Origin of the sequence: Methyloprofundus sp. (genome assembly GCF_965251085.1) — a bacterium.
Classification (GTDB): domain Bacteria; phylum Pseudomonadota; class Gammaproteobacteria; order Methylococcales; family Methylomonadaceae; genus Methyloprofundus.
The window spans coordinates 956,763-975,994 of sequence record NZ_OZ252594.1 but is presented as its reverse complement, the minus strand read 5'-3'; the positions used below and the strand labels follow the sequence as shown (position 1 = coordinate 975,994).

Genomic DNA, 19,232 nt, shown 5'->3' with positions numbered 1-19,232 from the left:
TACCTACCTACCTACCTACCTACCTACCTACCTACCTACCTACCTACCTACCTACCTACCGCCCACACGCAACAACTTAATTAGGTTCAGGCATTACCCAAAGACAGGCTCATCGAGTCTTCACTCAATATTAACAGCCCATCACATATCCGATAAATAAATCCCACCCTTTAAATTGGTTGTAAGGTTACTGAAAGCTTGTGTCCCTATAATAAAACTGAGTACAAAATACATGACTACATTTTATTCAGACATTTGACCCTGAATAACTCATTTAACGATTAACATGAGTAGGTAATGATGAAACTACAAATCGATACTTCTAATATACGCGGGGATGTTTTCGGTGGCTTAACTGCCGGTGCCTTATCCTTGCCATTAGCGCTGGCTTTCGGAGTGCAATCCGGGATAGGAGCGTTAGCAGGATTATATGCTGCAATAGCAGTAGGTATGGCGGCGGCCTGGTTTGGTGGAACGCCGGTCATGATCAGTGGACCTACCGCTCCGATGACGATTGTGGCTGCTGCAATTATTGCGCTCTCAATTCAAACGAATGGTAGCCTAAGTGCCGCAATGGGAACCATTATTGCCATCTTTGTGTTGGCAGGCATCATTCAGATTGGCTTGGGGCTATTTAAAGTGGGAGCATACTTTCGCTACATTCCTTACCCAGTCGTTACTGGCTTTATGAGCGGTATTGGTCTACTGCTAATCATCTTGCAAATTTTTCCCATTTTGGGTTACCCATCACCGAAAAATGTTCTGGATATTTTTATTGAAGCTCCAGGCATGCTGAATCAGATTAATTACACAGCAATGGGGCTTGCTATAGCCACTATTGCAATCATCTATTTATTGCCCAAAACCTCCCACAGCATACCCGGATCATTTGTGGCACTTATAATATTAACTCCTGTAGCGACAATACTGGGGCTGGATGTAAGCGTTATAGGTAATATTCCAGGTGGTTTTTCTGAACCACAAATGGGCAATATGACTTTAAACAAGTCGCTAGATCTATCGACCATCGTTTTATCGGCTTTAACCTTAGCTATTGTCGGTGCAATTGAATCCTTATTAACCTCTGCTGTTGCCGATAACAAAACAAAAAACAGGCACGATAGTAACGATGAACTGATAGGACAAGGCATAGGAAACATGCTTTCTGCACTTATTGGCGGTATTCCAGGAGCTGGCGCAAACATGCGAACTATCACCAATATTAAAGCCGGCGAACGTAGCTAACGGCAAAAAATCAGCCGTTAGAAATCCGCAGTCGTGACCGCGCGAAGTATATTTCATTCACTTAAAATAAATCTATATACAAGGGGTGGTAAAGAAATACAATATCTCAATCTATAATCCTAGAAAAATCAGTTGCTCACGTTTTCTAGCACAAGCTCTTGATTCCACAACACTTCCAAAAAATGCCCTATTAACCTACGGGTGAATCTAAGGTTTTTTGAAAGCACTGTGAAAACAATATCTTGCACTATAAATTCGCGCTCAACTGATTTCTCTAGGATAATGAACCTTTGTATTCGAAGTACGAATATGCAAACAAAAAAACCAGATATTAAAGAAAAAGTGCAAAATGTTTATAACCAAGCTCACTACACTATTGTTTTTTTTCCCGGTATCGGTAAGGAGTGCCGAAATGAGTTCTGAACCACTGAATCTGACCACACATTTATCCGGATATCTCGTTTTATTTGTGTTTTTGTTTGCTTATACTCTGGTAATATTTGAAGAAAAACTGCACTTACAAAAATCTAAGCCGGTTTTAGTAGCCGCCGGGATTATCTGGGCTATTATAGCCTGGGTCTACAAAACACATGGCCTTAGTGAAATGGCTAGTCAGGCACTGGAACACAATTTTCTTGAATACACTGAGCTATTCTTTTTCCTATTAGTCGCGATGACCTATATCAGTGCAATGATAGAGCGCGGGGTGTTTAATGCGCTGCATTATAAACTGGTCTCGAAGCATTTTAGTTACCGCCAGATTTTCTGGATTACAGGTGCACTTGCGTTTTTCATTTCGCCAGTGGCTGATAATCTGACAACTGCCTTGATTATGTGTACCGTAATTTTGACAATAGGTGCAAACAAACCAGAATTTATCACTATTGCCTGTGTCAATATTGTGGTTGCCGCAAATGCTGGGGGTGCATTCAGTCCCTTTGGTGATATCACTACCTTAATGGTCTGGCAAAAAGATATTTTAGATTTCGGAACTTTTTTTAAACTGTTTATTCCATCTGTTGTTAACTTTGTGGTGCCAGCCACTATCATGTATTATTACGTGCCTGTCGGGCAACCAACATTACCAAATGAAGTAAATGCAGAGATCAAGCCTGGCGGGTTAATGATTGTTCTATTATTTTTAGCGACCATTGTCACTTCCATACTATTTCATCAAGTTCTACACCTACCGCCAGCTATTGGTATGTTAATGGGACTAGGCTATCTAAAAATGCTGGGGCATTATCTGCGCACTAAGTTTAGACAAGAAAAACTTTCATTTGATGTCGTTCCAGGATCTGAAGGATCAGGCAGTGCGTTCGATGTATTCAGTCACATTGCTAAATCCGAGTGGGATACACTATTTTTCTTTTATGGTATTATTATGTCAGTGGGTGGGCTAGGCTTTATGGGCTATTTATCGCTGGCTTCTGACTTCATGTATGGCGAGATGAGCATGACGACTGCTAATATATTAGTCGGCATCATATCCGCTGTCATTGACAATATTCCGGTGATGTTCGCGGTGCTATCGATGAACCCTGAGATGTCAGACACACAATGGCTTTTAGTGACTCTGACTGCTGGAACAGGCGGCAGTTTATTATCGATAGTCAGCTGCAGGCGTGGCATTGATGGGGCAGGCAAAAGGTTTTTATACGTTTTCCAGCCATTTAAAATGGATGCCTGCTATAGCATTAGGCTATGCTGCCGGCATTTATACCCACCTACTTATTAATTGATATTTAAAAAAAAGGATTCCTTTGAATAACAATATACTGTTACGCCGATTGCAGGGCTTTATGGAAAAAACTCTGTTTGCTAAGCGCTATGACAAAAATAATGAATCAGACAAGCAAATGCTACAAAGAGTAGGTAAAAGGTTTGCTGTTTTATTTTTTGTTATATTGATGTTTGACACATTAGTGGACTGGTTTCTGGGACTTATAGATTTTGTTATTCATCTGTTACATTTATTTATCCAGGCAATTGAATATTCACTATTAATTTCTCTGGAGCACTGGTTTCACTTTGATCAACAACAAAGCGAAACGATCGTAGTCAATGCCGCAATTATTATCGCTCTGTACCTGGTTTATCGGTTAATTCTTGCTACCCCTGACTTGACTATTCGTTTTAAACAATATCTTCGGTCCGTCTGGTTAAGGCATGTAAAGCGAGAAAAATCCTGTTGGCAAGCGATGTCATTAAGCCACAAAATAAAATGGCTTAGTGCTTATAGCTTTGGCACGAGCTGCCTGATGCTTTTAATTTAAAGCCTCTAGAATATCAGGCTAATCACAGTACCCTGCCCCTCTAAACGGTTACTGATTTGAATGCTTGCCTGGTGCAATTCCACTATTTCTTTAACAATAGCCAAACCCAGACCACATCCATCGCCGGGGCTACCCTGCATACGATAAAAACGCTCAAAAACTCGACCCTGCTCCTCTAGGGGAATACCATAACCATCATCTTCAACACTTAAACAAAGCGGTTTATCAGTGCTCAAGCTGACAACAACATTGCCACCTATACGCCCATAGGAAATAGCGTTGTCGATTAAATTAGCCAATAACTCTCGCAGTAACACCGCATCTCCCTTGACCCATACCGGTTGATTCGAACCTTCAAAACTTAGATCAATTTGTTTTAACAATGACCGCGGCACCCACTCCATACAAACATCACGTACTAAACTGCCAAAATCAATCTGCTTCATCTTTTCGCGCCCTTCAATCGGCTCGGAACGTGCCAAGGCAAGTAACTGGGTAATCATATGCGCAACCCGGTCCGTACTATTTTGTATTTGTTGCAGAGATGCTTGCATAGCTTCGAGATTATTTTCACGCTGTGCTACTTCCGCCTGCAATTTCAAGCCCGCTAAAGGTGTGCGTAATTGATGTGCTGCATTGGCAATAAATCGTTGCTGTGATGCTATCGCCGTTGCCAGACGTGAAAATAGTTGGTTAATGGTATGCGTTAAAATTCTTACCTCACTAAAAGCATAGGTATCGGCCATTGGACTTAAATCAAGCGGTGAGCGGTAAGCAATTTGTTTAGCTAGCTTATGAAACGGGGACACGATTAATTTAATGTTTTTAAGTAAATACAGAGAAATAAATATGGTAAAGAGTAACTGCGGGATCAAGTCGGCCAGTAAAATATCAAGCATCATATCGTGGCGTTTATTCAGGGTTTCTGCAACATAAATAGTCACTTTTTCGGGCATAGCTTGATTTTTTACGCGTACCGCTACCACTCGAATCGGCTCATCATCAATCAGCGCATTAAAAAACACGGGCACTAGCCCATCAATGTTTTCTAACTCTAGCCCAGGTAGTGCATGATCACCCGCTAATTCACCCTGCTTTTCAGCGACAATTTTAAAATAGGTTTTATCCAGGTCATCCCAGCTAAAAACCTCAAGTGCATTGGCCGATAAATCAACAGAAATTCGCTGATCCCTGATTTTTATTTCCTGCTCCAGAGAGTGGGCTGAATTCAGTAACCAGCGGTCATAGGTTTTATCGACATAATGTAAGGTGACCCAATAGGACAAAGCTGTTTCAATCAGCAAAAAGCAAAACACCGGCACCAGCAAGCGGATAATAATAGTATTTTTTAGGCTTTTACTGACCATCTGAACTTACCTCCAGTAAATAGCCCGAACCACGTATGGTACGGATAACAGATTGATAGGGTTCCAGGCTTTTACTCACCATCTGAACTTACCTCCAGTAAATAACCCAAACCACGTATAGTACGGATAACGGATTGATAGGGTTCCAGGCTTTTGCGCAAACGATGGATATAGACTTCAATCGCATTATCCGCCAGTGCTTCATGGGTCGATGCCAGGCGTTGAGCAATCCGGTCTTTGCTCACCACTTTACCCGCTTGCAGGATTAGAATTTCAAGTAAGGTTGCCTCACGTGTCGATAAGGTAAATAGTCGTCCATCGGCCAGGATCTGATGGGTCTGCGTGTCTAATATAAGTCGTCCGACCTCAATACGATGAGTGAAGCCACCATAACAACGGCGTATCAGCGCATGAATCCTTGCTTCCAGCTCACCCAGATCAAAGGGTTTAGTTAAATAATCATCCGCTCCTAAGCTGATTCCTTCAATCCGGTCAGTAACCCCATCACGTGCTGTTAGTATGAGAATGGGTAATGCTATTTTCTGCTTACGAATACTGCGCAGTACGTCGAGTCCATCCATATCCGGCAAACCTAAATCCAGCACGATCAGGTCAAATCCTTGTGCATGTATTAATTGCAGAGCATAGCTCCCCGACGCAGTTGCACTAACGGTATAACCACTCTGTTGCAAAATATGCATTAAGCCATCACTGAGTACTGCATCATCTTCTATTAATAAAATTTTCATTCTATACAGGGTTGAAAGGTTATTGAAAGGTTATTGAAAGGTTGCCTACCTATAATTACATTGAAACCGGAATGCTACTTCCTCTTTAAACTACCAGATAAACATTATGCAATCATTTGAAAAATTATTAGAGCAAAATAAACAATGGTCTACTCACAAAAAAGTTCAAGATCCGCAGTTTTTTGAAAATTTATCAAAAGAACAAAAACCCGAATTTTTATGGATCGGCTGTTCGGACAGTCGCGTTCCTGGTGAAATTATTGTTAATGCAGAACCCGGTGAAATTTTTATTCATCGAAATATTGCCAATCAGGTTATCCCTACTGACTTTAACTGTCTCAGCGTCCTGCAGTATGCGGTCAACGTGTTGCAAGTGAAACATATTATTGTTTGCGGTCATTATAACTGTGGAGGCATTATTGCTGCTTTAAATAAGCAGCGCTCGGATCTGGTGATTACCAATAAATGGCTAATGCATATTAAAAATACTTACCGTCTACATCAAGATGAGATAGACTCTTTAAGCGACGAAAAGCAGCGGGTTAATAAGCTGGTCGAATTAAACATTATCGAACAAGTGAATGCTTTATCGCATACCTCTATTATTCAAGAGTCCTGGGCTGAATATAAATTACCTACTATACATGGTTGGGTATATGGCCTGGAAGATGGCCTGATTAATCCTTTGATCAAACTAACTTCAGCGCATAAGATTAACCCTATTTTTCGATACGAAAAGATAAATGATTTATGATACTAATAGCAGTAGTGAAAGGTATTTTTTGTCGATCACTTTCCAGGCAACAAGAATTAAGAATTAAATAATGAAAACAACTAAGCCATACAATACAAATTTCGGTGTTTTGTCGAATCTTAAACATGATATTCCTGCAGGGATAGCAGTATTTCTTGTTGCCGTACCGCTATGCCTAGGAATAGCTCTGGCTTCAGGAGCGCCACTGTTTTCGGGCTTAATAGCCGGTATTATAGGCGGCCTTATGGTTCCCTTAATTAGCCATTCTGCTCTAGGGGTCAGCGGCCCTGCCGCTGGTCTAGCAGTCATCGTACTGACTGCTATACAAGAATTAGGCTTCGAGACGTTTCTATTAGCCCTTGTGGTTGCAGGTATCTTTCAGACGGCCCTGGGAGTTGCCAAGGCAGGCATTATCGGCTATTTTTTTCCATCCTCAGTGATTAGCGGCATGTTAGCAGGCATCGGCATTATCATCTTTATCAAGCAAATCCCGCATGCCCTGGGTTATGACCGAGACTACGAGGGAGACCTGTCTTTTTTTCAGGTCGATGGCTACAATACATTCACCGAGTTGGCACATATACTAAATTTTATTACGCCTGGCTCGGTAATTATTGCGCTAGTATCACTGCTGATTCTGATTTTGTGGGATTTACCGGTGATGCATAAACACCGGATTTTCAAGGTGTTACCCGGATCATTAATTGCAGTACTTTCTGGCATACTGATCAGTCAGTTGCTGCGCATATATTATCCCGAGATGACGCTGGCAACACAACACTTTGTGAGCATCCCCGTTGCTCAAAACAGTGCTGATCTATTGAATCAATTTACCTTTCCCGATTTTTCCCAGCTTAACAATCCACAGGTTTATTTGACCGCGTTAACCCTGGCAATTGTTGCCAGCCTGGAAACCTTACTCTGCGTCGAAGCTGCCGATAAACTAGACGTCAACAAAAGAGTGACACCAAACAAACGCGAACTCATTGCTCAGGGATTGGCTAATAGCGCATCAGGGCTTATTGGTGGCCTACCTATCACCCAAGTGATTGTGCGCAGTTCTGCTAATATTCAGGCCGGTGCCAAAACAAAAGCTGCTGCATTTGTTCACGGCCTATTGCTACTTATCACAGTTATACTGATCCCTGCATTACTCAACCTGATTCCACTGGCCTGCCTGGCAGCCATTCTGTTTGTGGTCGGTTACAAGTTAGCGAAGCCGGCACTATTTATTAAAATGTATAAGACAGGCATGTACCATTTTATTCCTTTTGTTGCGACCATTCTTGGCCTGGTGCTCACTAACTTATTGCTCGGCATTGGTATTGGACTGGTCATAGCGCTACTGTGTGTACTGCTGGAAAATTATAAGGTCTCGGGGTATTATCATGAGGAACATGAAGATAAAACTATTATCATCCGACTTTCGGAACAAGTTTCTTTTTTGAACAAAGCGAATATTTTACGAACTCTGGATAATATACCTGGCCACTCCAAAGTCATTATTGATGCCACAAATTCAAGATATATAGATTACGATGTTTACGAGATCATCACCAATTTTAAAGCGGAAGCTAAAAGCAAGGATATTCAGTTACAGGTTATTAATCTCAATGGTTATGGGAGTCTAGAACCCGCAACAAAAATGTCAGGCAAAGCTAAATAACGCTCAAAATAGTAAAGTTAAAACAGTAATTTTAATACAACCTATCGGCACACATGCCGGTCATACAGGAAAAACATGAATACAGAAAACGCGACTTTGCCATCTAAGAATAATCAATCTTATACTGAGGCTGACACTGTCATAAGCGCTATTCAAAACAGCATCGCTGCTGATACCGAAATTCGAGATAAGCAACTCAGAGCACGCATTAAATTACTCGGCAATATTCTTGGTAAAGTGATTAAATCACAAGTTGGCAAGCCCGCTTATGATGCTGTTGAAAAGCTGCGTACGGGTTACTTGCAACTGCAGCAAGAAGAAAACCCAGCATTACATGCTGAACTAAGCGAGTTTATCGAATCTCAGTCGGCACAAGAACTTGCACCCATTATTCGCGCGTTCAACTTATATTTTAGTCTAGTCAATCTGGCAGAAGAAGAGCATCAGTATCACGAAAGACAAAGCCAGCTTAAGTCAGAAGGGCCATTCTGGACAGGTTCTGTGCTCAACACCCTGGGTGAATTCAAGGCACAAGGCCTGGATGCTGAACAGGTGCAGACGCTATTAAATAAATTGCACTATATTCCTGTCTTCACGGCCCACCCAACGGAATCAAAACGACGTGCAGTGATGGATAATTTAAGAAGAATTTTCCTCAATATCGGTGCCCTGAATGAAGCAGACACTTATGATAATCAATATGTAAAAGATTCAATTTATCAAAAACTAGAGCTGCAAATTCAAGTACTTTGGCAGACCGATGAAGTGCGTCGTCACAAGCCAACGGTGGAAGATGAAATTCGTAACGGCATTTACTACTTTCGTCAGTCGTTATTTGATGCTGTCCCGGAGGTTTATCGGTACATGGAACGTGCCATTGCTAAACACTATCCTGACGATGATATTACAACACCCAACTTCCTGACCTTTGGTTCATGGATAGGTGGAGATAGAGACGGCAATCCCTTTGTAACGCATAACACCACAGTTCAAGCCCTATTATTGCAGTCTCGCGCAGTTCTCTATGAATATCAGCAACGGGTTCTTGACTTGGGCTCCAAACTCACGCACTCGCGCTTTATCAGTCCTGTTTCACAAGCCGTCATTGAACGCTCTGCGAGTGCAGACGATGATTTAATTGCCGCTGTTTTCAAACTACGCCCCGAGCGATACCAAGATGAGCCATACCGCCGCCTGTTAGCTCTGATGCACGGTAAACTACAAAAAAATATCGAATATCTTGAAACACGAATCAATGACGAGCCTATAGATAAAAGCCCCCTTGCCTACCTCGGTGAGTCTGACTTCCTAGCCGACCTTGAATTAATCCATAAGTCCTTATGCAGTCATGGCGATGAAAAAGTAGCCAATGCAGGTTTACAAGATTTGATTCGCCTCGTTAAGACCTTTGGCTTCTATTTGATGCGTTTAGATATTCGTCAAGAATCGACAGTACACACCGAAGCAGTCGCTGACTTATTTTCGCATCTAGGTGTAGATTACAAAAGCCTGAGCGAAACAGAAAAACTGAAGATTCTTGCCCAGCATGTTGCCTCTGCAACCATTATCGATATTCAACACCTCGCTCTTGATGATATGACCAAAGAAGTTTTGGCCGTGTTTAATGTGTTTCGTGAAATGCGTAAAGAGATCAGTGAAAAAGCCTTTAATAACTACGTTATTTCAATGACCCATGAAGCTAGCCACATTATGGAAGTGCTTTTTTTAGCGCATCAGGTAGGCTTGGCTGGATATAACGCGGGAAAACCCTATTGCGATATTCAAATTGCACCACTCTTTGAAACCATCGTCGATTTAGAACACATTGTGCCGGTCACCCAGGCTTTGTTTGAAAACGACACCTACAAAGCGATGCTTGAAGCATCGGGCAACCAGCAAGAAATCATGCTCGGCTATTCTGATTCAGCTAAAGATGGCGGTAATCTATCTTCTGCATGGGGGCTCTACCAGGCACAGCAGAGAATCATGGCGCTAGCCGATGAGCATCATATCGATTGCCGTCTATTTCACGGGCGTGGTGGAACCGTAGGCCGTGGTGGCGGACCTACTCACTTTGCCATCCTGTCACAACCTACAGGGACTGTGCGTGGTTCTATTAAATTCACTGAACAGGGTGAAGTACTGTCTTACAAGTATAGTAATGCTGAAACGGCAATGTATGAACTTTCACTGGGAGTAACGGGCCTAATGAAAGCCAGTACCGGGATTGTGCGAAGTCAAACGAAGGATAATCCAGAGCACCTTGAGGTCATGCAAAAACTGGCGCAAGATGGCGAAGCCTGTTTTAGAAAACTGACCGATGATACCGACGGATTCTTTAACTTCTTTTACGAAGCAACACCGGTGACTGAGATTGGATTATTAAACATCGGCTCTCGCCCGTCACACCGTAAAAAGGGAAATTTATCAAAATCATCCATCCGCGCCATTCCATGGGTTTTTGGCTGGGCTCAGGCGCGGCTAACCTTCCCTGCCTGGCAAGGAACGGGGTATGCTTTAGATAACTGGACTCAACAACACGGTGATGCACAACTCAAAGAAATGTATCAGAACTGGCCCTTCTTTAGAGCATTGGTCAGCAATATCCAGATGGCGCTATTCAAAACTGATCTCGATATCGGTGCGCAGTACAGCCTACTTGGACAGAACCAGGACGTTGCACAAACGGTTTATACCCTGATTGCTGACGAATACCAACGTTCTGAACAGCGCATTCTTGAAATTAGTGGTAACCCAACCTTGATGGCAGACACACCCAGTATTGCACTGTCACTAAGCCGCCGAAATCCCTATCTAGTGCCATTGAATAATATACAAATTGCTCTCTTAAGGCGCTACAAGTCAGAGCAGATCTCCGAAGAGGAAAAAACGCTCTGGTTACCTGAACTTCTAAACAGTATCAATGCCATTGCGGCTGGTTTGCGTAACACGGGATAAGTTTATTTATAGTCATTGCCATTCCTTCGAGACTGGCCCTATATTTTTACCTGATTACGTATGACTCTCAGCCATAGTAAAATAAAACATGAATAATCAGCATGTTAACAAACTCGTCATTCCCGAAGTTTTTTATCGGGAATCTATGCTTAACCCACTAGATTCCTGCTAGAAGCATGCAGGAATGACGAAGTATAGTTGAGACCTATGGGTAATCAGGTACTTTTAAGTATAAATTGAGTAACTACTCAGCGTATTTATTTAGTGGGCCGCAGGCTTTAGCCTGCATAGATAACGAGAAAAATGAAGGCTAAAGCCTGCGCTCCAAATGTGATGAATAGATATTTTATTTGTCTATTTATACAGGCTGAGTAGTTACTAAAATGATTGCTTTTACATGTTTCTTTTATTAAGAGGGCGTTTGTGATGATACGTTTTTATTCGATATTGAGTAAGGTAAGTTTCGTTCTTGTATGCCTTATAAGTTTAAGTTCGCCGGTAATCCTGGCAGAGCAAATGTTAACGGCATCGGAGAGGGAAGAGGCGCAAAGTTTAGGGCTGGAGATCTGGAATGGTCGCCCCACAGTGTTCAAAATCTGCCCTGATTCTACATCTAACCAACTTCAGGCATACGCGCTTTGCGCATCAGCACAGTGCTTTACCATCGATAATGTAGCTTATTGCAAGTGTGTTCAGAAGGGTGGAAAAAGCATTTCTTTGCCTTTTTTCTACACCAACAACAAGCCCCCAGATCCTGGGCCAATTGCTGGAGATGTCTGTGCTCTGATGGAAGTATCTGACGCAGGGGATTTCCTGGTGAGCACCTTCTCTGCACCACCACAGTTGCAGCAGGCATATAATGGATCTGACGCTTTAGCGATCTATACTTGTCCAGGCTCAGGTAATTTGTCGGCACAGTGTAATGGCGGTCTTTGTTCCAAAAGCTCGGCAGGTACAAATTGGCCCTTTCTGGGCTCAATAGATGAAGATGAGGTCGTCTGCTCCTGTCCCATCGCTGCTTCGCCCCAAATTGGTTTTCAATTTATTGGTCCGGCTGAATGTGATCGTGACTTTTTCGAGCAGTATTGCGGAGTTCAAGGGAGTGGTACCGGCGGGGCTAATGTCTCTACGGGTACACGGTTAGCTGTTGGTGCGGTTACTGGAAGCGGAACGATACTGACAAAGATATTAGACGGCCAGGTTCCGCCTACAAGGCGTTGTTTTTTTCCCGTTGATCCTTCTAAATAAGTGAAAAAGAATGTAATTTACACCCAACCCTAAAACAAACCTGAAAACAACGGTACATCAACCCAGTCGCCTTTTTATTTTCATGTTCGATAATAATAAAATCATTCGCCTTACGATATACAACAATAACAGTTAAATGAATTTTTTGATAAAATACCCCTTCCTTATTTTTTTCAAGAAGGGCTGATAGCCTGAGTGGTAGGAGTATAAGTATGCGTTTATTCTGGTTGGCCTTTTGTATCGGGTTGTTTATATACTATTTCGCGGATCACGCGGTTAAATTAGACTCTTTTACCGTAGAAGCAATAATGAATAATTTTTATCATTTTTTTTCAGCGCTTGTATCTCTGGTTGGGTTATTTTATTTTAAGACAGAATCTAAATTTCGATGGTTTGCTGGTCTTTTTATTGGCGTACTCCTTTGGGATGAAATTTATGACCTGTTAAGAGGAGTAACAGACACAACTCTCTTGAGCATATTTTTTAATTCTTATTTATTTATTTGGGGTGGGCTCTGTGGATTAGCCTTGTCTAAAAAATATTTTTCAGCAGGTGACTAGACAGCTCGCTACGATCTAGCTAAACAAAGGGCATACAGCAATGAGCTCTATATGAGATCACCTAAACAAGCTTTGAATAGAGATTAAATTGTTAACGGTTAACACTGAAATAACAGAGGGTTATTCAAGTCTTTATGTGACGCATTAAAATATATCCTGTAGCGACAGACGAAGTGAAATGACTTTTACTGAAATTTCAAAAATGAGTGTGCTTGGGCACCGTCAAACAAGCGAGCCCTTTTCGGATTCACTCAATCGCGAACCTACAGGAAGAATTCCAATCAAAGCATGAATAATGAATATCAAAACTATTCTATTCAGATCTTATCAGAGACTGAAGCTGGCCTTGAAAGAGTTAGCTTTTTACTGAAGTATTCACATATACTTACACTAAATGAATTTATGTATGAATAATCACCTTGTCAAACTAATAACCCCGTTAGTCTGGGCATTAGGGAGATGGAAAGAAATAATCATCCAAACGAAGTAAGCTTGTGTCTCAATAATTTATAATAATGAATTCTGAATTTATTCTCACACTAGGCAGATAAGCTTGTTGATATTAACAGATAGCATTATAGGTTGGATTATAAATACAGCCCATCGTTTAAAAGGCTCGGTACGTCGTATATTCATGGCTGAAACGGTGGAGCTACTAGGCTCAGGTGGTGCAAGTATTGCTGAAGAAAAACTAGGATGGAATAGAGGCACTATCCGAAAAGGACAATATGAACTTGAAACTCAGCCCATAGAAGATAATTTTTCAGCGAGAGGGCGTAATAAAAGTGAAGAGCATTTTCCTCATCTACTTGATGACATAAAAAAAATTGCTGAACCGGAGTGTCAAACGGATCCCTCTTTTAATTCCTGTCGATTATATACCCGGCTAACGGCTAAAGAAGTTAGAAAACGTTTACTGGAGATTGATTATTACGATGAAAAAACATTACCTTGCTCAAAAACTATCAATACAAAATTAAATGACCTGAGTTACCATCCAAAAAAGGTACAAAAAACAAAGCCTCATAAGAAAATCAAGGAAACGGATGCAATTTTTGAACAAGTTCATTCAGTCAATGGAATGGCAGATATCAACCCAAAAGAGATTCGTATATCAATTGATGCCAAAGCAAGAATGAATATAGGAAATTTTTCACGGGGAGGACGAAATCGGGTTTTAACAAAAGCAGAGGATCATGATTTAGATGTTAAGGAAAAGTTAACTCCTTTTGGTTTTTATCTGCCTGAACATGATGATTTTTTCCTTTTCTTTACAGCAGGCTATGCCAGCAGTGATTTCATCGTTGACCGATTGGAAGAAATTTGGCCAGAAATTCAAGAAAAATATGGAGTAGATATTCTGACAATTAACGCTGACAATGGTATGGAGAACAGTAGCTCCAGAACTCAGTTTATAAAAAGGCTTGTGGAGTTTGCTGAAAAAAGCAACATAAAGATAAAACTGGCCTACTACCCTCCTTATCATAGTAAATATAACCCAATTGAACGAGTATGGGGAGCCTATGAAAATCATATTAGTGGCGACATAATGGATACAGTTGAAACAACTTTAAAATTTGCCAAAAGTATGACCTACAATGGCAAAGCACCTATTGTTAAATTAACAGAAAAAATATATGAAACAGGAGTAAAGGTAGGTAAAAAAGCAATGAAGACGTATTATCAGTTTGTTGACCGAATGCCATCGTTGGAGAAATGGTTTTTGACCATTTCTCCTGGTTGTTCTGGATGATTATTTCTTTCCATCTCCCTTAGCAATGCAGCCTTTTTCAAATATCATGGCTGAGACTGTGGATAACTTTGGCGTTTGGGGAGCAATTCAAGGCCAGGGTAGTTTTACACATGCGGATGCGGAATCGAGCAAATGGCAATGGTGGATGGAAGGCCAGGCGCGCTGGTTTGATAATACCAATAACCTTGGGCAGAGCATTATTCGCCCCGGTGTGGGTTACAAGTTATCTGATCAAGTCAGCGTTTGGCTAGGATATGCCTGGGTAAGAACTCAACCGGAAGACAAAGACCACACAGATGAACATCGGATTTGGCAACAATTAAGCTGGAATAAGCCATACTCTTGGGGGAATATTGCGACACGCACTCGTTTGGAACAACGTTTTCTGAATACCGGCGATGATACTGGCTGGCGATTTAGGCAATTTTTAAAATATACCCATCCCTTATTCACTGAACGCGTTTATCTTTCATTATGGGACGAAGTCTTCGTTAATTTTAATGACACCGACTGGGGAGCTAACAGTGGCTTCGGGCAAAATAGAGTATTTGCAGGCTTCGGAGTGTTCATTGATTCAAAAAAACACTATCGTTTTGAACTCGGCTACCTCAATCAGTTCGTCTCTCTCCAAAGCCAGGATGATCTCATGAATCACTTGATTTCTGGAAGCTTATTTATCCGTTATTAAAATAAAGTTTGAAAAGAGCTTAGAGCAGATTAAAAGATAATTAGTATTGTGGTAGAGAGACCTGGCCCCGAAGGTTTGTCAGTTTATCATTCAGGTATACAATCAACAATACTGCAAACCTCTATTGATTGGATACCTCAGGTTATCTAAATAATGATACCCAGTCACTTTACTCCATAAAAGTAACCTGGCCAGTATTCATATCATACATACCGCCCACAATTTTAATCTCTTTATTGTCTTCCATAGCCTTTAGAATCGGGCTATATTTGCGGATATTATCCATAGTTCCCCAGACATTTTGTTCTGCAACCTCATGCACATACGCTTCATTCTCGCTGGTTTTATTACCTGCAAAACCAGTGCCATCAACTTGCTTTATAGCTGGCTGGATATTCTTAAGCATGGCGGTAATATTACCTAATTCGACATTATCTATCGCGCCTTGAATTGCACCACAATATTCATGGCCTAAAACCAGGATGAGTTTTGCTCCAGAAACCTTGCAAGCGAACTCCATGCTGCCGAGAATATCTGTATTTTCAAAATTTCCTGCCACACGCGCTACAAATAAATCGCCAATCCCACGGTCGAACACATCTTCAACTGGCAGTCTTGAATCAATGCAGGACAGTACTATAGCTTTAGGATATTGGCCCGTTGCTCCATCTCGTACCTGCTTGGAATGATCTCTGATAGTCAGGGTTCCATCCATGAAACGCTGATTTCCTTGCTTTAAGGAGTTGAGGATATCATCCGGAGTTAGGCTATCACGCTGTTCTTGTGTTAGCACAGCCTCCACAAGAGGAGTGGAACCATTGCTAGAAGCGGTTGCTTGAAAATGCGCACAACCAGAAAAAGTTAAAAGCAATATGCAGGTAGTTAAAATCTTGATAAAGTTTTCTTTGATCATCTATATTGTTTCCTATTGTTATTATTAGTAAGAAAATCATACGCCAGTATACTAGTGTCCAGTTAAAAAACTTTGCCCTAAATTTGTTTCGTAACCATTGATTTGTTAATTTATAGAATTCATTTATTTAAATTTGAAAACTAGGCTTCAGCGACAATTCATAACTTATGGAAAAATAGGATTCCTCCATGAAACATTAAAATTTAATCAGATAATCAACACTGTGGCATAGAAAGACGCCCCCAGGTTTAGTTCTGATTTGTTAACCTATTGTAAAAAAACATAACTATTGTACAATTGTCAGTTATGAACCTTGTAACAGATACAAATCTATTTTTAGCAGTGGCTCTTAATCAACCAGAGAAAACAAGAATTATTCAGCATACCTCGAATAAGAACGCAGTAGCTCCAGAAATATTACCCTATGAAATTGGTAATGCACTTTCTGCAATGATTAAACGAAAACAACTCACTCATGGTGAAGCATTTTCTACATTTCAAGTAGCAAGTAAAATTCCTGTGCGATTAGTTTCAATCGATATTGTTAAAGCACTAGAGCTAGCACTAGAATTCAATATCTATGCATATGATGCTTACTTTTTGCAGTGCGCAAAATCACTATCATATCCATTATTCACGTTAGATAAACGAATGAAACAAGTTGCCATTAATCTTAGTATTGAAGTTTTGGAGTAATTGAAATGCAAGTATTTACCTATTCTGAGGCACGTCAAAACCTTTCTAAATTATTAGTTCTTGCCCAAACTGAAAAGGTCGAAATTCGTAGGAAAGATGGTTCTATATTTTCTCTTGTAGCAAAGAAAGAACCGTCAAAGTCACCTTTTGATGTGCCAGGGATAAACACAAAAGCAACTACGCAAAATATTTTAAGCACTATTGAACAATCAAGAAAAGGCTAATCGGGAAAGGGAGCTACTCACGTCAATCCCTCGCACAATATCGCATATACGAGTCTGTATTCAGCACCTAGCCAGTTATACTTCGTCATTCCTGCATGCTTTAAGCAGGAATCTAGTCGGATAAGCATAGATTCCCGATAAACCTAAAAACCGCAGTTGAACGCTAAAAAACACTCTAAGCATTTGAATGTAAATTATAATGACCGTAACAACTTATCACCTGCCGGGTGAACAGACTCCGCTTCACGGTTTTGTGAATAAATCTGAGCGCGAAATACTGCGTATCGGGTCAGAGGAGGCCGCAGCCTCCGTCTGCCCACAGCACCGTGCGTACGGGTCCGTACACGGCTCCTCACGCAAGACTTATCCATTGAGAAACCTCAAACCAATGCTTCACCCTTCGGTCAGATCGTATTTCCTGCCCTTTCTCTTTTATAAACCAACTATTCGGATAGGCTTTCGTCACTGCTCGCGCATTTGATAACACCCACCGTTTGTTGTTTGAGAATACGGCATTCCCTGCTTGTTTTCGCGGTACTCCTCGTTTGATCAGTTTTCGATACAGGTGCTTTTTCCTCTTTTGTTGATCCACTATCCTTGATCGTAATCGTCGCCTTATATGCGCTTCAATTTTCTTTAGTTGCGCGGGGTAATAGGTCAAACTGTAGTAGTTTGACCAACCCACGTACCATTGATTGATCTCGTCTAGTGTTGTTTCCAGAGTCTGATGAGTGCCTCTTGGGGTCAGTTCTTTGACTTTATCCATGGCGGATTGCAGGGCTTTATGCGCAATCGCAATCGTCCCGTCTACCACGGTAAATCCCAAAAACTTGACCTTCTCGGATTTGGCCACTTGGCTTTTATCCCGATTCACTTTCAGTTTTAGCTTCTTTTCGATAAATTGGCTGACTTTTTCCATGACTCTATCTGCCGCTTTTTGCGATTTGACAAAGATGTTACAGTCGTCTGCGAATCGACAAAACTCAAGTCCGCGTTTTTCCAATTCCTGATCCAGTTCATCCAGAACTATGTTGCTCAGTAAAGGGCTTAGTGGACTTCCTTGTACCGCCCCTTCTTCGCTTGAGGTAACGACACCCTTTATCATGACACCGCTTCGCAACATGATCCCTACGAGACGAAGTATCCGTTTATCCGATACTTTCTCTCCCATTCGGGCTATTAACCGGTCGTGGTGGATTCGATCGAAAAACTTCGATAAATCAATATCTACCACATAGGGCTTACCACTTTTTATTATATGTTGAGCCATTTGCACGGCTTGGTGCTGACTTCGTCCTGAGATAAAGCCGTAACTATGCTGTGAAAAATTCCGCTCAAAAATAGGGTCTAGTAGTATTTTCATGGTTGCTTGTACCACTCGATCTCGTACCGTCGGTATGCCAAGTAGTCGTACTCCCTGGCCTTGCGGCTTAGGTATTTCTACTCGACGTACGGGCGAGGGTTTGTAAGTCCAGTCTGTCAGTTCCTGTTGCAGCTGGCTTAGCTCTTCGTCTAAACTGGCTTCAAAGTCCACTATGCTTATCCCGTCTATTCCAGGCTTGCCTTTGTTCTTCTTTACCTGTTCAAATCCTATAGTCAAGTACAATGTTGAGCATAGGTTTTCGAAAAGTCTTGGTTCCTCTTCAAATAGGTCTCTTTGGTTCATTTTACTCTTTCGTTTGCAGTGGTCTTTCATGCATCTCGCACAATCCATTCGTTCACAGTATACGTTGTGAATAGTGAGTTGCTCCTTTCAGGCAGATGTCATACCACCAGTCTATAATCAACGGCCGTGACCGCTTACGTGTTCCGCCCTTCACCTCTAACACCCTGTTGCTGATTCGATGTTTTGCCCTCATCCATGTCACCATGAATTCATCGGCACCGAACTTTACGATTACTATGGCTTCATCTGAAAACCCTCGGTCCATAACGACTACATTGCTGCAGCGCTTAGGGCTTAAAGAGTCGCAGTTACTCCGACCCAAATCCGACGGCTCCTCACTGGGTAAGATAGTCACCCGTTTCTCAATCTACCTACCTTCAATACGACAACCCGTTACGGTGAGAATGTCGGGCTTTGGTGGTTGCAGACACCTTACCCCCTGATTGCCGCCTTACAAAGGTTCACTTTC

The 19,232-nt window shown here is 41.5% G+C and carries 16 protein-coding genes; 12 read left to right on the top strand and 4 right to left on the bottom strand.

What is annotated here, in order from left to right; all coding sequences use genetic code 11:
- Window positions 1-297: 297 nt before the first annotated feature.
- The 3 genes from ACQY3F_RS04605 (at window position 298) to ACQY3F_RS04595 (ending at window position 3,521) form a co-directional block, all read left to right on the top strand.
- Window positions 298-1,245 carry a SulP family inorganic anion transporter gene (locus tag ACQY3F_RS04605; protein ID WP_428353800.1) on the top strand — a complete coding sequence of 316 codons (948 nt, stop codon included), beginning with the start codon at window positions 298-300 and terminating at the stop codon, window positions 1,243-1,245.
- A 412-nt stretch (window positions 1,246-1,657) separates the two neighbouring features.
- Entirely contained in the window at window positions 1,658-2,983 is a 1,326-nt protein-coding gene (gene nhaD, locus ACQY3F_RS04600) for a sodium:proton antiporter NhaD (protein WP_428353799.1), read from the top strand.
- A gap of 25 nt (window positions 2,984-3,008) precedes the next feature.
- Window positions 3,009-3,521 carry a hypothetical protein gene (locus ACQY3F_RS04595; RefSeq protein WP_428353798.1) on the top strand — a complete coding sequence of 171 codons (513 nt, stop codon included), beginning with the start codon at window positions 3,009-3,011 and terminating at the stop codon, window positions 3,519-3,521.
- A gap of 5 nt (window positions 3,522-3,526) precedes the next feature.
- On the opposite strand, the gene ACQY3F_RS04590 is transcribed toward ACQY3F_RS04595, so the two are convergent.
- Both ACQY3F_RS04590 and ACQY3F_RS04585 read right to left on the bottom strand, forming a co-directional pair.
- Complete coding sequence (locus tag ACQY3F_RS04590) at window positions 3,527-4,888, bottom strand: sensor histidine kinase (protein WP_428353797.1); 1,362 nt, start codon at window positions 4,886-4,888, stop codon at window positions 3,527-3,529.
- Window positions 4,889-4,959: 71 nt separating this feature from the next.
- Window positions 4,960-5,637 (bottom strand): response regulator, encoded by a 678-nt coding sequence (locus ACQY3F_RS04585; protein WP_428353796.1) that lies wholly within the window; start codon window positions 5,635-5,637, stop codon window positions 4,960-4,962.
- Window positions 5,638-5,743: 106 nt separating this feature from the next.
- On the opposite strand from ACQY3F_RS04585, the gene ACQY3F_RS04580 reads away from it, so the two are divergent.
- The 7 genes from ACQY3F_RS04580 (at window position 5,744) to ACQY3F_RS04550 (ending at window position 15,264) form a co-directional block, all read left to right on the top strand.
- On the top strand, window positions 5,744-6,391 hold the full coding sequence (locus tag ACQY3F_RS04580) for a carbonic anhydrase (protein ID WP_428353795.1): 648 nt from the start codon (window positions 5,744-5,746) through the stop codon (window positions 6,389-6,391).
- A 70-nt stretch (window positions 6,392-6,461) separates the two neighbouring features.
- Window positions 6,462-8,057, top strand: coding sequence for a SulP family inorganic anion transporter (locus ACQY3F_RS04575; RefSeq protein WP_428353794.1), 1,596 nt, complete (start codon window positions 6,462-6,464; stop codon window positions 8,055-8,057).
- Between the two features lie 75 nt (window positions 8,058-8,132).
- Window positions 8,133-11,015: a phosphoenolpyruvate carboxylase gene (gene ppc / locus ACQY3F_RS04570; protein ID WP_428353793.1), complete on the top strand. Its 2,883-nt coding sequence runs from the start codon at window positions 8,133-8,135 to the stop codon at window positions 11,013-11,015.
- 387 nt (window positions 11,016-11,402) lie between these two features.
- Window positions 11,403-12,263, top strand: coding sequence for a hypothetical protein (locus ACQY3F_RS04565; protein WP_428353792.1), 861 nt, complete (start codon window positions 11,403-11,405; stop codon window positions 12,261-12,263).
- A 308-nt stretch (window positions 12,264-12,571) separates the two neighbouring features.
- Complete coding sequence (locus ACQY3F_RS04560; RefSeq protein WP_428353791.1) at window positions 12,572-12,823, top strand: hypothetical protein; 252 nt, start codon at window positions 12,572-12,574, stop codon at window positions 12,821-12,823.
- A gap of 556 nt (window positions 12,824-13,379) precedes the next feature.
- A complete protein-coding gene (locus ACQY3F_RS04555) occupies window positions 13,380-14,576 on the top strand; it encodes an ISAzo13 family transposase (RefSeq protein WP_428352931.1) in 1,197 nt (398 codons plus the stop codon).
- Between the two features lie 46 nt (window positions 14,577-14,622).
- Complete coding sequence (locus ACQY3F_RS04550; RefSeq protein WP_428353790.1) at window positions 14,623-15,264, top strand: DUF2490 domain-containing protein; 642 nt, start codon at window positions 14,623-14,625, stop codon at window positions 15,262-15,264.
- A 169-nt stretch (window positions 15,265-15,433) separates the two neighbouring features.
- Here the strand turns inward: ACQY3F_RS04550 and ACQY3F_RS04545 are convergent, their stop codons facing one another.
- On the bottom strand, window positions 15,434-16,177 hold the full coding sequence (locus ACQY3F_RS04545) for a carbonic anhydrase family protein (RefSeq protein WP_428353789.1): 744 nt from the start codon (window positions 16,175-16,177) through the stop codon (window positions 15,434-15,436).
- Window positions 16,178-16,483: 306 nt separating this feature from the next.
- Between ACQY3F_RS04545 and ACQY3F_RS04540 the strand changes: the two genes are divergently transcribed.
- Both ACQY3F_RS04540 and ACQY3F_RS04535 read left to right on the top strand, forming a co-directional pair.
- The gene (locus ACQY3F_RS04540; RefSeq protein ID WP_428353788.1) at window positions 16,484-16,873 is read left to right on the top strand and encodes a type II toxin-antitoxin system VapC family toxin; all 390 of its coding nucleotides are present in this window, start codon (window positions 16,484-16,486) and stop codon (window positions 16,871-16,873) included.
- 5 nt (window positions 16,874-16,878) lie between these two features.
- Window positions 16,879-17,097, top strand: a complete 219-nt coding sequence (locus tag ACQY3F_RS04535) for a prevent-host-death protein (protein WP_428353787.1) — start codon at window positions 16,879-16,881, stop codon at window positions 17,095-17,097.
- 352 nt (window positions 17,098-17,449) lie between these two features.
- On the opposite strand, the gene ltrA is transcribed toward ACQY3F_RS04535, so the two are convergent.
- Complete coding sequence (gene ltrA / locus ACQY3F_RS04530) at window positions 17,450-18,763, bottom strand: group II intron reverse transcriptase/maturase (protein ID WP_428353786.1); 1,314 nt, start codon at window positions 18,761-18,763, stop codon at window positions 17,450-17,452.
- Window positions 18,764-19,232: the final 469 nt, after the last annotated feature.